The following is a 14,391-nucleotide window of genomic DNA, read 5'->3' as shown; positions in this document are numbered from 1 at the left end:
GTGACACCAAGGCTCGCCCACCTGGCATATTAGTCGAGCTTCACAACGACGACCGACTTGGCCGGCAGGTTGAGGGTCAGCTTGTTGCCTGATATCTTGCCGCCCTTGTAGCTGACCGGCACGACCGTGGCAGGCACGCCCATTTCGTTGCGCGCATCCATCTTAGGGGCGGTCAAAACCTCGCCCGAGACCTTGGTCGCCTTGAGCGTGCCGAGGTTTACGGTGAGCTTGACCTCATCGTCTGGGTTCATGTTGGCCAGGCCGATATAGGTCTTGCCGTCCTTACCCTTGGCCGCCGAAGCATTGATTGCCGGTAGTGTCTTGTCGCCCGACGTGAAGGTCGGTGGGTTCAGTTCCAATGGCAGCGATGTCGAGTCCTGGAAGGGCACGTACATCTTGAACGCATAGTAGGTCGGGGTCAGTAGGATTTTGTCGTCCTTGGTCAGGATCATTGCCTGCAGGACGTTGATCGTCTGGGCCACGGCCGTCATCTTCACGCGGTCGGCGTGTTTATGGAAGAAGTTGAAGTTGACCGCGGCCAGGACACCGTCACGCAGTGTGTTGAGCTGGTACAGATGGCCCGGATTGGTGCCCGGCTCGACGTCGTACCAGGTGCCCCATTCGTCGACATAGAGCGCGACCTTCTTTTCAGGGTCGTACTTGTCCATGATGGCGCCGTGCTTGACGATGAAATCTTCCAACTTCAGCGTCCGGGAGAAGGTGTCAACCCAAGCCTGCCTGCTGAAATTGATCGATGCGCCCTTCTTCTCCCACTGGCCGGTCGGCAGGGTGTAGTAGTGCAGCGACAGCCCGTCCATGCGGCCACTGCCGATCTGCTTCATGACCACTTCGGTCCAGTTATCGTCATCGCCGCCACTGGGGGGGCCGACGGCGATACGCAGCGCCGGATTGTCCGCGCCCTTGTGGAAGAATTCATTGAAGCGGCGATATTCGTTGGAATAATATTCCGGCGTCATGCTGCCGCCGCAGCCCCAGCTCTCGTTGCCGATGCCGATTACCGGCACCTTGAACGGCTTGTCGCGGCCATTCTTTCGGCGTTCCTGGGCCAGCGTATCCTCGCCCGGCGAGGTCATGTATTCGATCCATTCGCGCATCTCGGTTGGATCGCCAGAGCCGACATTGATCGAAACATAGGCGTCAGCGCCGACCTGCTCGGCGAAGTCGAAGAATTCGTGCGTACCGAAGTGATTGCTTTCGGGCGAACCACCCCACCAGTTATTCTTGCGCGACGGACGCTGGTCACGTGGACCGATGCCGTCACGCCAATGATATTCGTCGGCGAAGCAGCCGCCGGGCCAGCGGATCAGAGGAACCTTGATCTCTTTCAGCGCATTGACCACATCGGTACGGATACCGCGCACGTTCGGAATCTTGGAGCCTTCACCTACCCAGACGCCTTCGTAGATGCCAGCGCCCAAGTGCTCTGAGAACTGGCCATAGACGTACTTATCGATCTTGGGACCGGGCTGGTCAACCTTGAGCGTGGCTTCGGCTGTGAGGGTGGCTGCAGATGTGGACGCGGCCAGCATCAAAGCCGAAACCGTGGCGGCGGACAGCATTTTAAGCATGTTAACTCCCCTATTATATTTGTCGGACATTTACATCTTAAGATATTTGGCCCCGGCTGTCTCCACAATTTCGCTAGTAATCGCGAGGTTGTCGATCGCCGCTAGCCCCCGTTGCGCTGTTGCATTGGTCGAAACGCTGATCTCGACAGGAGATATCTATAGCTGCCTCACTCAACGAAAGGTGGGCAATGCTCATCAAGCAGATGGGCAGCAATGGTGAAGATCTACCGCCACTGTCGGGCATCGGCGCGCTCGACGCCTACATCAAGGACAAGGGTGTCGATACAACGGATGCCATGATAGCAGCTATAGGGAGCTTAGAATGAAACTTGCAGCCATTGTTGGCCATTTGTGCAGACGGTACATTTTGTCCAGGCCGCCCATCCAAGGTTCCAGCCGCGGTAGACGTAGTGTGAGCATCATCGTGATGCTCATAAAGCCGATCACCACCACGCCGCTGAATTGGACAACGATATCAGCAACGGCGTTTTTGATGCTGATGGCCGGCTCACGGATCCGGCCCTGGCAAAATCAATCGCCTCGCAAGCACATCAACTGACCTCGTTTGTGCCGGCACAGATTGGACGCACCGCCCAAAGAATAAACTCGCCCGTGTAATGGCATCCCTTAAAGTCGCTTCATCATGAAGCTCGCCTAAGCAAAAACCGAAGTTTCGAGGCGATTCAAAATTCCGCAACCGCGTGGTCAGTCGGCGGCGGGCCGTCTGCGTTAGCCAGGTGCTGTCGAGGCATGAATGGGTAGCAGAGCGGCGCCCAGGGCAATCGAACTGCCGCCAAGTTTCGACACGCAAATCTTGGATGACGACCTGTGCCCCCCCCACCGCAGGTGACCGCGATTCAACCTGGCCGCCAACCGGACCATCAAGGATTCAGGGAGCGGGCTGGACAAGACTATTTCCCCCGGGTCGAACCATGCGATCGCGCTATTGACCGTGAATTCAAGCTGATCAGCCGTCCTGTTAAGCCAGCGCTCGATCACATCTTCGTATCCCTGCGTGACGTGATCGAAATGCGCTACCGATGTGATATTGCATCCGGCTTCTTGCAGGACAGACATCAAATCAAGGGTCGATGGCCGAGGCTTGTCATCCGTATGCAAAATACCGATTTCGCCGGCACCGCCAAGCTCGCCCTTGAGCAGGCGACCGTCTTCGATAACACCGGCCCCGATACCGTATCCTAGTAGAATGACGACGACCGTCGATGATCGGCGAATGTGGCCGCCGAGATAGTACTCGGCCACGGTGGCGGCATTGGCGTCGTTTTGCAGCACCACAGGCAAACCAAGGGTTTCATCCAGAATCTGTCGCAAAGGCACGTCACGCCACCTGGGCAAGTTATTGACGACATGCCATCGTTCGCCATCACGGGAAAGAGAGGGGCCAGGAACCGCAATGCCAACGCCCAGGAAGCGCATGCCCAAAAGCCGATGTCGAGTGGAGAGCTCGGTAATTCTTTGGTCTAACAGTCTGGCGAATTCATAGGGGTCTGGCGCGCCGACCTCCTCGCTCGTCAGCGAGATGATTCCGCCAGCATAATCGATGAGGGCGATTTCAAGTACGCCCTTATGCACAGTTGCCCCGACCGCGCAGCCGCCCGCGGCTGAGATGGTGAGGGGAATGGTCGGTCGCCCGCGGCTCTGCGTATCCGGCGAGGCCATCTCTTCGATCAGGCCCAGATTGAGTAGGTTGTGCGACAGCTTGGTCAAGGCAGAATTGCTGACCTGCAGTGCCAAGGCCAGATCGTTTCGAGGTGTCGGCCCGTGGGTGCGCAGGTGCCAGAGGAGGCGCCTTTCCTCTGAATACAGTTTCAGCCGCGCGATTTTCATCTTAATGCCCCATATCGACAAGCGGGTGAAAAAGACACACCTTAAGCCCCGGCCTATTTAATTTACAAGTAATAAATAAATGTGTCAAAAGGCCTCTATAAGCGCCGTTAACTTCGGATCAATTATTCAAACGGAGAAAACGATGACTAAAAGGAAAACTACGCTCGCGCATAGTTGCGCAATTTTCGCCTTGTGCGCATGTGCCGGTCCAGTATTTGCGCAGGCCACGCAGCAAGCGCCGTCGACTACCTTGGTGCCGGCTGACCAAACCGAGGCAACCTTCGTGGTCGTGACAGGGTCAGCCCGTCCTCAGCGTCGCTTCGACGTCTCCTACGCGGTCAATTCGCTGTCCGCGGAAGCCATTCAAAAACTTGCCCCAAAAAGTTACGCCGACCTGATGGGCAGCGTCCCCGGTATTCAAGTCGAGACAACGGGTGGTGAGGCGCAAAACGTGACGCGGCTTCGTGGCATCCCGGGTGACCGCTTCGGCATGATCGTGCAACAGGACGGCCTCGCCCTCTATCCGCAATCCGATGGCTTCTTCTTTAATTCCGGCGAAGGGATGAATCGGTTCGACCTTATGACGCAACGCGTTGAGATTGTGCGCGGTGGCCCGGCTCCGATTTACGGCAGCGGTGCCTCGGCCATCATCAACAACATCACCGTCACCGGCAGCGCGCAAACAAAAGGTGAGGCTCAACTTACCTTGGGCGATACCGGCCTTTACCGTGCCGATGTGTATCAGTCAGGTGCTTTGAGTAAGGACACCTTCTACGCGGTTGGCGGCTTTCTTCGCTATAACGACGGCTATCGCAACAACGGCTTCCCGAATGACAAGGGCGGTCAAATCCGCGGCAATATCAAACATAATCTCGACAATGGCTGGGTGAAGGTATCCGCGCAATATCTTGACGATATCAACGTCTTTTATCTGCCGATACCCGTCGCCGATCCGAGGAATCCTTCGGTTTCGCTTGATCCTTACCTCGACTATTTCACCGGAACGATGAATTCGCCCGCGTTCCGTGCTGTTAACATCAAATATTACGATCAAAACGGCGTCCTGCAAAGCCAGCAACGCGACCTCGCCAACGGTCGTCATATGAAATTCGGCAATGTCGGCTTGCAATACGAAGGCGATTTCAACGGCACGACGATCAAGTTCAATTCGAGCCTGACGAAGGGGCAGCTGAGCTTCGACGCCCTCTATTCGACCAGCAACCCTGTCGACGGCGCCAGCTATGCCGGCTCGCAGCTGACCGCCGCCCGCTCGGCCTTTGGATCGTCGGTCGACCACCTCGGTTACACCCTGGCAGGCACGGGAGGCGCTACAGTCTATAGCCCGTCTGCGGATTCCGGACTTGTCGTCCAGGGCCAGTACCGCGCGGTCGATTCCGACTTCTATTCCTTTGAAACTGAGTTGAGCGCCACCCATACCTTCGATACAACATGGGGTTCCCACGATGTGAAGGGCGGCGTTAATGCGGCCTTTTGGGGCCTGGACAGTTTCGCCGCCTATCAAGACTATTTGATGCAGGTGAAGTCTCAACCCAAAACCCTGGACCTGGTAGCCTATTCGAGCACGGGCGCCATACTGGGCAATATGACTGAGAACGGCGCCCTGCACGATACCACCACGCTCAACAGGTCCAATCTCGACGCCAAGCTACTGGCGTTTTATGTCAACGATACCTGGTCGATCGCCGACAAGCTCCGCCTCGACGCCGGCGTCCGCCAGGAAAGCTACACCTATACCGGCTATCAATTAGCCACCGCCAGCAAGCCGGTCCCTGGCTCCTCCGTCGCCGCCAGCTTCGCCCGCGGCTTCACCGGTCAGTCGATCCCTATCAATGTCCATCTGACCGCGACGAACTGGACGGCGGGTGTCAACTATGACTTCAGCTCGCATTTCGGCATGTACGGGCGTGCGTCTGAGTTGACCGCGCCCGCCTTGCTGTCATCCTATGTCACCTATCCCCTGGGTTCGACGATCGCCAGCAAGGCCGATCAATATGAGGTCGGGCTGAAGGCTTCGTTCGGCAAGAGCTATCTCTATGCTACGGGCTTCTACACCCATTTCAATCCTTTGAATGCGTCCTTCACGGCGTTCAATCCGCAAACCGGTGCGACAACCAATGTGCCCTTCATCGGTACGGCGGTCGAAAGCGGCGTGGAAATAGACGGGCAATGGCGGCCATCTAAGATGTTCTCGATCTCCGGTTCACTGACGGTTTCCCGCCCCGAATATCGCGACTTTGCCAGCACCACGGGCGCCAGCGCGTCGGCAATCCTGGGCAAGCAGATTGTGCGCGAACCCAAGATCATGGGCCACATCGAGCCGACCTTCGACTTCGACCTCGGTTCGGAGACGAACCTGGAAGCCTATGTCGGCTACGAATATGTCGGCGAGCGCTTCGTCGACGTCCTCAATACTACAGCCCTGCCGGCTTATGGCACCGTGAGGGCGGGGGCGACCTTCACGCACGCCGATTGGAAGTTGCAATTGGTCGGCGACAATCTGACCAATGCGAAAGGCCTCACGGAAGGCAATACCCGGACCGACACCTTGTCCGGCCAGGGTACGCCGACCGCCATCTACGGCCGTCCGCTCTTCGGTCGCAGCTTCCGCGTCATCGCCAGCCGTAAGTGGTAATATTTGGCCTATCCACCAAGTGGTTTTGGCCGTCGTAGCGTGTGGCTCCGACGGCTAAAACCCGGAGTTTGAGGGATCTCAGCACATCGTGATAAAATCATTCATTAGGTCGACAATTCTGGCTGCATCCTTGGCCACATTGCTGCTGCCGGTTCAGTCCGGCCATGCCGCCCCGGTTAGCGACCAACATTGGTCTCTGCTTGCCCATCGTCTTTTCCCCGCCCTTGTTGATTTGGGGAAGGTGCAAACAAACACCGGGCAAAAGGCGGGGGGGCTTGCTACTAATCTGACCACAGTTCTGGCAAGCCGCCGGATGCGTCTGGACGCGTGCCAACATGTGACGGCCTGCATCCTGAACGCTGCTATCTGGACCGATGGGGAAATCGACGACGTCGCCACCGCAGCCGCTCGCGCGCCGGCTTCGTTGTGGACAAAATTCGCCCTGGCGGATGACGGGATCAAGGCCCAGATCTCGCGTGAGTTACGCGGCCTAAACGGCGTCATTCAAGTCTATGGTCTTGGCCAGGCGCCGCGCTATCCCCTTATCGACGGTCCGATCGACGCCACGGGGAGTAGCCAATTCAACGCGACGGTCGCCGACGCCGTTTTGCTGGCCGAGGCCAGCGAAGACGATCCGGCGATAGGCTTGGACCAAAGCCTTGAGCTGGCCATAGCCTTGCTCGATGTCAATGATCGCGACGATGCGGTACGTTTCGAACCTCTCGACAAGACTTACAATGCCGCTGCGTTTGCGCGTGCCCGCACGACCGATTGGAAGCGCTATCGTTATACGGCGATCATTGTTACCGGCATAGGTCCGGAAAGCCTGGCTGTTCCGCTGAGCGCGCGGGGGAAGACGAATGTCCGGATGGCCGCCAGCCGCTTTGCCGACGGCGAAGCGCCGTTTGTGATTTTAAGTGGCGCGTCGGTTCACCCGAAAGGATCCGGCTTTGTCGAGGCGATCGAAATGCGCAAGGCGCTGATCAAGCGTTTCGGGGTCCCGGCAGACCGTATCATCATCGACCCCTATGCCCGGCATACCACGACGAATTTGCGCAATGTGACGCGGCGGCTTATCGCCATTGGGGCTCCCCTGGATCATGACACCCTCATCATCACCAATGCCGAGCAAAGCAAGTATATCGAAAGTCCGGAATTCAAAGTTCGCAACCAGACTGAGCTCGGTTACGACCCCGGCACGGTCGGCGCCCGATTATCGTCTTTCGAGTTAAGGTTCAGGCCGTCCTCAACTTCACTGCGCGTCGATCCGGCCGACCCGCTTGACCCTTAAGGAACAGGGTTCGCACTGGAATCATTCCCGTCAGTCGCGCGACCGCCGCGCCTTGATCGCCCGCACGATGCGCGCATGCAACTGATGGCTGACGGCCATGCGTTGCAGCGTCACAATCGCGATCAGTGCGCCCAGAATGGGGACCCCGAAGGCCAGGATCTTCATTCCGGTCAAAACGAGTTCGGGTTGTTCGGCGCCGGCCACATAGCCTAACCTGCCCAAAGTCCAGCCGATGGTGGCCACGGAAGCGGCAGCCCCGGCCTTCAGAATAACCAGAATGCTGGCGAAGGCGGCCGTCTCGCGCCGCACGCGGTGGCGGAATTCGGCAAAATCGACAATATCGGCTAGAATGCCCCACGGCAGCATAAATACGCCGGCGAAACCAACACCGATAATGACCGCGAAGCCGATCAACAGCGACTGGTGTGCGCCGACCATCGAGAAGAAGAAGATACCGCAGGCGGCGACGGCGTGGCTTACGGCCAGCAGTGTGGTCTTATCGTAGAATCTGATGAGGAATATCCACATCACGGCGCCGGGCAACTGGCCGAGGGTCAGGGCCAGCAAGACATGGCCGGCGAAGGCGGGTTGCTTCAAAACATAGGTCGCAATGTAGAGGATCATGCGACTAAATGCCGGCATTGCAAACCCGGTCACCAGGGCGATCACGGCTATGGCGGCAAACAGCCGGTCCGGCCTGGGCAGAAACACGATACGCGCGGACGTCGGGACCTGTCTTTGATTTGCGGGGCCGTCTATCTTTGACGACCAGGCGGCGAAAAGCATGGCGATACAAAACAACAGACCGCCGACCATGCCGAGCGTGGCCAGGCGTCCGGGCATATCATGCTGAGATGCCGTCTCCATAAAGGGCACAAGCACGGTCGCGATGACGAGGCTGGCCGCCGAACTGAAGACGAAGCGGTAACCCGACGCTCGTCCCCGCGCACGGCTGTCCGTCGCTACGCGTGTGAGCAGGCTGTTGTGAGGGACGTCGATAATTGCATAGGTCGCGCGGAAAAAGAGGATGATGGGTGCGATCACGGCGATATCCTTCAACCCCAGCAGCGGCAGGCTATAGATCAAGGCAAAGGCCGCGGCACAGGGTACAGTGCCCAGGGCGATGATACGGCGATAACCGGTCCCCATGTTTTGGGCGTAGCTTGCCAGGAAGCCCGCGCCCAAATCGAAAACCAAATCGCCAAAAAAGACGATCAGCATCAAGCAGCTGACATGGCCGGGGGCGATGCCAAGAAAATCTGTCAGCAAAAAGAGCAAAGTGACGTCGAAGCTGCTCAGCAACAGGTTTTTGCCGAAATTGCCGGTTGAATAGCCGATGAGATGGCGGTCGCGTTTGACCAGGCTGAGGGTGTGGGCAATCCGGGATGGAACACGCTGCATCGTCATTGTCCGGGCTTGCGCCTTAATGTCGCTTTCCGCGGCATCTTCGGGCCGCCGGCATCTTGCAGACGATGGCCATCTTATAGCTTAGAACGTACGACACATCCATTTATTCTCCGCGTAATTAATGGCGTTGCACTGACCGGACTATGCCGCGATCCTGACCGGGGGCTGCCGGCAATAGCTGGTGAGTTGGAAGGTGGCATGTAGTCCATGTGGAAAATTATATCTAAATTTCAACTATGTACTGGTTCGCAGATTTATTCGGTTGTGCGCCACTCCTGTACCAAACTGCGAACTACTTTGTCGTTCGTCTGTTCGGTGAGAATGGCGCGTTCAAGCGCCGATTTCGAGCCACGTAGTCGTATTGTCTCGTGGCCGACTTCGATTGTATCCAATAGCCCTCTGATGTATGCCTTTCGGTAGGATATGTCGCCAGTCTGCAATTTTTCCCTGATCAGCCGGCTAAACGTCGATAGTCTTTCCTCGTCAACGGTCGGCTCGTCCACCTGTATCGTGATGCGAGCCAGGGCTTCGCGCGCACGCTCTCTATCATCTCTCAGTCCTTGAAGCCGGTCTTTAAGCGCAGCGTCGACTTCAACCAGGCCGTTTTCAACCAAGGTGCATAGCCGGGATCACGGACCTTCGACCGGGACTGGCTATAGCTTAAGCGGTATACAGGTCTTGGTTTGCCTGGTTAGCGCCTGTCGTTTCGAGCGGTGCATTTTCTCCTTGCGCGCCGCTACAGGACGTTGCACTAATAAAAGAAACAATCATCAGGGATACAAACATGAACCGCCGGGAATTATTCAAGGGCGCGAGCGCGCTGGGTCTGGCCGCATCGACTCCGGGTTTTGTGTCGCGCGCCGTCGCCGCGACAACGTCACCGTCCGTGGTAGCCCCTGTTGCCTCGCCTCGCCAGGTACTCTTGCTTAATAAGGGCTGGCGCTTCTTTGCTGGCGATATACCTTTCTCACCGATCATCGGACATGACGCGACCTATGACGCTGCCAAGGCCGGCGCTGCGCGCGGTGCGGCTTCGCCCAAGTTCGACGACAGCGCCTGGCAGCCGGTCACTCTGCCGCACGACTTTGTCAGTTTCCAGCCGATCGAGGAGAGTGGCAATGTCGATCAGGGCTACCGTCGTCGGGGCGTAGCCTGGTATCGCAACATGCTGCGCTTCGAGCCGCAGGACGACGGCAAGCATATCGAGCTGCAACTGGACGGCGTCGCCACCTTCGCCACCGTGTGGTTCAACGGTACGCTCGTCAACCGCAACTGGAGCGGATATAACTCGATCTATATCGACCTGACGCCCTATGCCACCTATGGCGACCAGCTTAATTCGCTGGTGGTGCGCGTCGATGCCGAAGCTATGGAAGGCTGGTGGTACGAAGGCGGCGGGCTTTACCGCGATGCCTGGATCGTCAAGCGTAATCCAGTGCATATCAAGACTGACGGTGTCTTCGCTCATCCGGTAAAGGACGAACATGGCTGGCATGTGCCGGTCGAGGTCACGATCTACAATTCCGGCGATAAGACCGAGACCGTCCGCGTTCACACCGACATAGGCGACGAAAAATCGCCGGCAGGCACGCGTCCCGGTGGAACAAAGCAGGTCAGCATCGCGCCGCTCGGCTCAACCGTGGTCAACTATGATATCCCGTTTGCCAATCCCCACTTGTGGAGCGTGGACACGCCGCATCTTTACCAGGTGACGACATCGCTCACGAGCGAGACCGACGCCGTGCTTGATCAGGTTACAACCCATGCCGGCTTCCGCACCCAGCGGTTCGATGCGCAAAAAGGCTTTTTCCTCAACGACCAGCCGGTGAAACTCAAGGGCGTGTGTCTGCATCAGGACCATGCCGGCGTCGGAACCGCCGTACCGGACGGCGTGAACGACTTCCGCCTGCGCCGCCTGAAATCGCTTGGCTGCAACGCCATCCGCTTCTCGCACAATGCGCAAAGCAAGGAACTGATGGAGGCATGCGACCGCCACGGCTTCCTTGTCATGGCCGAGAACCGCAATTTCAACGCCTCGCCGGACTACATGGCCCAACTTGAATGGCTGGTGCGGCGCGACCGCAATCACCCCAGCGTCTTTCTGTGGTCGGTGTTCAACGAGGAGCCGATGCAAGGCACACCGGCCGGCTACCAGATGGTTCGGCGCATGAGTTCTGTGGTTAAGTCGCTCGATACCACGCGCCCGGTCACCGCAGCGATGAGCGGCGGCCTGTTTACCCCGCTCAACGTGTCGCACGCTGTCGATGTCGTCGGCATCAATTATCAGCAGGGCCAGTACGATCCCTTCCACGCGGCGCATCCGGACAAGCCGATGTTCTCATCCGAGGACAGCTCAGCCCTCATGACGCGCGGCGCTTTCGTGACGGATAAAAAGGCGCAAGTGCTCGCCAGTTATGACGACGAAGCTGCCGGCTGGGGCGAGACGCACCGCGATGCCTGGAAGCAGATCGATACGCGCGATTTCGTCGCCGGCACCTTTGTCTGGACCGGGTTTGATTACCACGGCGAGCCGAAGCCGTTCAATTGGCCGTCAAACAGTTCCTATTTCGGCATTATGGACCTGTGCGGGTTCGACAAGACGGCCGTCCACATCCATCGCGCGCAATGGATCAAGGACAAGCCTGTGCTCGGCCTCGTGCCGCACTGGAACTGGGCCGGCAGTGAGGGCGAGCCCATCATGGTCATGGCCTGTACCAATGCCGAGGAGGTCGAGCTTTTCGTCAACGGTAAGTCGGCCGGTCGACAGAAGACCGACAAATACGAGATGAACCGCTGGACCGTGCCCTATGCGGCCGGCCGCATCGAAGCCCGCGCCTATAATAGCGCAAAGGTGGTGTCGACGGTCATCAATGAGACCACCGGCAAGCCGGTGGCGTTGCGGTTGACACAGGACCGGCCGGCGCTCATTGCCGATGGCCGCGACGCCCAGCCGATCATGGTCGAAGCTGTGGACGTCAAGGGCCGCACCGTGCCGCTCGCCAATCACATGATTACCTATGAGATCGCGGGCGGTGCCATCATCGGCCTCGGCAACGGCGATCCGATCTCGCTTGAGCCGGAAAAAGGCAACCGCCGTTCGCTGTTCAACGGCCTGGGCCAGGTCATTGTGCAGTCGATCGAGGCACAGACCGGAACGCTCAAGCTGCATGCCACGGCGCCTGGCTTGAAGCCGGCGGACTTGTCGATCCCGGTCAAGGCCGGACCGATCCCGCAGTCGCAACCGACGCGGGCCTGAGCCTATTCATTCGCCGGCGATCATCTGCCGCCACCAGTTCGCACAACCATTCCGGCGAGGCGTGGCAAAACCAACTGATCGTGCTCTCAAAACTCAACGCCCAGCGGCATTTCCGGTTTTCAGACGAGCTCGTCTTTTGGCGCGGCTGATGTACCGCCAAATTAGCCTTAGACGCTTCTCTCGGGATTACAAGGAATGTAACCGAAGTTATTGAGTACTATAGACGTGAACTCACGGTATGTGACACACTGCTGCGAACTAGATAAATTTACAATAAAAACAGCTAATTATGGAATGTTTAAAAGATATGTTGCATGATTTATCAATGAAATTATTTGCATTATGGCCAAATGTCACTATCTTTGATGAGAGGTGTAACTATGACGAAATTGCAGGAACTGAGAAAACATCTGCGTCCAGGTAAAGTGTACCGCCGCGAAGACCTGGCCAAATGGTCAACGTCCGTGGACCGCCACCTGAAACAGATGGTTGAAGCCGGAGAGCTGACCAAGCTTTCGGGTGGGGTTTACTATTACCCAAAGGATACCGCTTTCGGCAAAGCTCCCGCTGAGGACAAGAATCTGGTTACGGCCTTCCTAAAGGATGACAGGTTTCTGCTTACGTCGCCCAATGCCTACAATGCTCTGGGCGTTGGGGCTACCCAGCTTTATAATGAGACTGTCGTTTATAACCATAAGCGTCACGGACAATTCAGGCTGGGCGGACGCATGTTTGATTTTCGGGTGAAGCCACATTTTCCCAAAGCAGCGACCAGGGAATTCCTGCTCGTGGATTTGGTCAATAATGTCGGCCAGCTCGCAGAGGACAGACAGCAGGTGCTTGAGCAGGTGCGCAAGCAAGCTGCCCGAGCTGATAGGTCTGCGCTGCAACGTGCGGTGCGTGACTATGGAGCCGCGCGCACCAGAAAATTCTTTTCCGATGTACTGACGGGAGAGGACCAATCCTATGTCGCTTGATTATCTGCATAACCATAAAGACTTCGCCGACCTGCTTCGCATCGTCGGCGAAGGAATGCAGATAGCGCCGGTCCTGGTCGAAAAAGACTATTGGATCATGCATTGCCTGTATGGCTTGCAGCAACAGGAGATGAGCTTTGAGCTGAAGGGCGGCACATCACTGTCTAAGGGGTTTGGCATCATCAACCGCTTTTCGGAAGATATCGACGTCCGGATTGATCCGCCCAAAGACAGAGCCGTCAGCACAGGGCGCGGTCAGGAGAGGCCCGCACAGGTCGAGAGCCGTAAGCAATTTTACGACTAGCTGGCACAGACAATCAGCATAGACGGCATCGTTCAGATCGAGCGTGATACCGCCTTTGATGACGCCAAATACCGCAGCGGCGGCATACGCCTGCGCTACCCTGAACTGACGGGCGGCAAATCCGACCTGAAAGACGGCGTGTTGCTGGAAGTCGGCTTTGACGATGTGACACCCAACCTGCCCAAGGACATCAGTTCCTGGGCTTATGATTATGCTGTCGGCAAAGTGCCGGTTAACGATAATCGCGCGCGTGCCGTCCTCTGTTATCATCCAGGCTACACGCTGGTTGAGAAAACAGACGATTTCCACCAAGTTCCGCAGACAGCAGGAAGATGGCGCGTTCCCTGTCAATTTCATGCGGCATTATTACGATGTCTATTGTCTGTTGGCGGAGCCGACCGTACAGGCCTTCATTGGCACGGAAGACTATAAGGCGCACAAAGTGAGGCGTTTCCGCTCCGAAAATCCGGACCTGACCCAAAACCCGGCTTTTCTGCTTAATGATCCCGACACCTACGCCGCGTATGAAAAGGCGTATGAGGGAACAAAGTCGCTGTATTACCGGGATAGGCCAGCGTTTGCCGATATCCTTGCCAGGATCAAGGCCGAAGCTGACCGTCTTTAGGGAGATCGCTGTCGTCTTTCTGCTGACTTGGGGGCAAAGCTAAAGCGTGCATTTTTTGCAAAGGCTATGGGGCCGAGAAACGCCTTCGGTAGCGTCGCAAAACTCTCAAAAATTTCATCCCGGCATAGTTGAAGCGTATGCTTCTTGTAGTTGCCCCCTAATTCCCGGACAGGATCAGGTTTTCGATTGCATGGCTCTGAACTCTCTCGGTGAGAGATAGCGCAAAGCCTTGTGGGGGTGAAGTTCATTATAGTGCTCAAACCATTTTGGTAGATTATCGATGACGGTTTGAGCGTCGGGCAGCGGGTTTACTTTGACATAATCGCGCTTGAACGTCTTTACGAAGGCCTCCGCCATGCCATTGGATTCAGGACTTCTGACGGGCGTTGAGCGTTGCTCCAGCCCGATATCCTTTAGCAATGTCTTGGTGTCCTTCGCCAG

General features: G+C 57.2%; 13 protein-coding genes. 8 read left to right on the top strand and 5 right to left on the bottom strand.

Features of this window, described 5'->3' with window-relative positions:
• Positions 1-29: 29 nt before the first annotated feature.
• The gene (locus tag B060_RS0120700) at positions 30-1,580 is read right to left on the bottom strand and encodes an alpha-N-arabinofuranosidase (protein ID WP_018083726.1); all 1,551 of its coding nucleotides are present in this window, start codon (positions 1,578-1,580) and stop codon (positions 30-32) included.
• 197 nt (positions 1,581-1,777) lie between these two features.
• Between B060_RS0120700 and B060_RS27430 the strand changes: the two genes are divergently transcribed.
• Together B060_RS27430 and B060_RS27425 are read left to right on the top strand one after the other, a co-directional pair.
• Positions 1,778-1,915, top strand: a complete 138-nt coding sequence (locus B060_RS27430) for a hypothetical protein (RefSeq protein ID WP_018083725.1) — start codon at positions 1,778-1,780, stop codon at positions 1,913-1,915.
• Positions 1,912-2,148 carry a hypothetical protein gene (locus B060_RS27425; RefSeq protein WP_155847930.1) on the top strand — a complete coding sequence of 79 codons (237 nt, stop codon included), beginning with the start codon at positions 1,912-1,914 and terminating at the stop codon, positions 2,146-2,148. Before B060_RS27430 ends, B060_RS27425 begins: the two co-directional genes overlap by 4 nt.
• A 170-nt stretch (positions 2,149-2,318) precedes the next feature.
• Here the strand turns inward: B060_RS27425 and B060_RS0120685 are convergent, their stop codons facing one another.
• On the bottom strand, positions 2,319-3,437 hold the full coding sequence (locus tag B060_RS0120685; protein WP_018083723.1) for an ROK family transcriptional regulator: 1,119 nt from the start codon (positions 3,435-3,437) through the stop codon (positions 2,319-2,321).
• Positions 3,438-3,690: 253 nt separating this feature from the next.
• On the opposite strand from B060_RS0120685, the gene B060_RS0120680 reads away from it, so the two are divergent.
• Positions 3,691-6,090 (top strand): TonB-dependent receptor, encoded by a 2,400-nt coding sequence (locus tag B060_RS0120680; RefSeq protein ID WP_201768132.1) that lies wholly within the window; start codon positions 3,691-3,693, stop codon positions 6,088-6,090.
• Between the two features lie 313 nt (positions 6,091-6,403).
• On the top strand, positions 6,404-7,381 hold the full coding sequence (locus tag B060_RS0120675; protein WP_018083721.1) for a YdcF family protein: 978 nt from the start codon (positions 6,404-6,406) through the stop codon (positions 7,379-7,381).
• A gap of 30 nt (positions 7,382-7,411) precedes the next feature.
• Here B060_RS0120675 and B060_RS25415 read toward each other — a convergent pair whose 3' ends face one another.
• Together B060_RS25415 and B060_RS0120665 are read right to left on the bottom strand one after the other, a co-directional pair.
• Complete coding sequence (locus B060_RS25415; RefSeq protein WP_018083720.1) at positions 7,412-8,788, bottom strand: MFS transporter; 1,377 nt, start codon at positions 8,786-8,788, stop codon at positions 7,412-7,414.
• Between the two features lie 254 nt (positions 8,789-9,042).
• A complete protein-coding gene (locus B060_RS0120665) occupies positions 9,043-9,402 on the bottom strand; it encodes a hypothetical protein (RefSeq protein ID WP_018083719.1) in 360 nt (119 codons plus the stop codon).
• A 170-nt stretch (positions 9,403-9,572) separates the two neighbouring features.
• Here B060_RS0120665 and galA point away from each other — a divergent pair, with 170 nt between their 5' ends.
• The 4 genes from galA (at position 9,573) to B060_RS28355 (ending at position 13,950) form a co-directional block, all read left to right on the top strand.
• Complete coding sequence (gene galA, locus B060_RS25410; protein ID WP_018083718.1) at positions 9,573-12,044, top strand: beta-galactosidase GalA; 2,472 nt, start codon at positions 9,573-9,575, stop codon at positions 12,042-12,044.
• 380 nt (positions 12,045-12,424) lie between these two features.
• Positions 12,425-13,021, top strand: a complete 597-nt coding sequence (locus B060_RS0120655; protein ID WP_018083717.1) for a hypothetical protein — start codon at positions 12,425-12,427, stop codon at positions 13,019-13,021.
• Complete coding sequence (locus tag B060_RS28360; RefSeq protein ID WP_023447442.1) at positions 13,011-13,325, top strand: nucleotidyl transferase AbiEii/AbiGii toxin family protein; 315 nt, start codon at positions 13,011-13,013, stop codon at positions 13,323-13,325. The genes B060_RS0120655 and B060_RS28360 overlap by 11 nt, the downstream gene beginning before the upstream one ends.
• A 205-nt stretch (positions 13,326-13,530) precedes the next feature.
• The gene (locus B060_RS28355) at positions 13,531-13,950 is read left to right on the top strand and encodes a hypothetical protein (protein ID WP_330217091.1); all 420 of its coding nucleotides are present in this window, start codon (positions 13,531-13,533) and stop codon (positions 13,948-13,950) included.
• A gap of 174 nt (positions 13,951-14,124) precedes the next feature.
• Here the strand turns inward: B060_RS28355 and B060_RS0120640 are convergent.
• On the bottom strand, positions 14,125-14,391 hold a 267-nt coding region (locus B060_RS0120640), incomplete at its 5' end, for an integrase core domain-containing protein (protein WP_018083716.1).

The sequence above is a fragment of the Asticcacaulis benevestitus DSM 16100 = ATCC BAA-896 genome, from assembly GCF_000376105.1.
Lineage (GTDB): Bacteria > Pseudomonadota > Alphaproteobacteria > Caulobacterales > Caulobacteraceae > Asticcacaulis > Asticcacaulis benevestitus.
The sequence above is the reverse complement of the archived record's forward strand: the minus strand, read 5'-3'. Positions and strand labels throughout refer to the sequence as shown.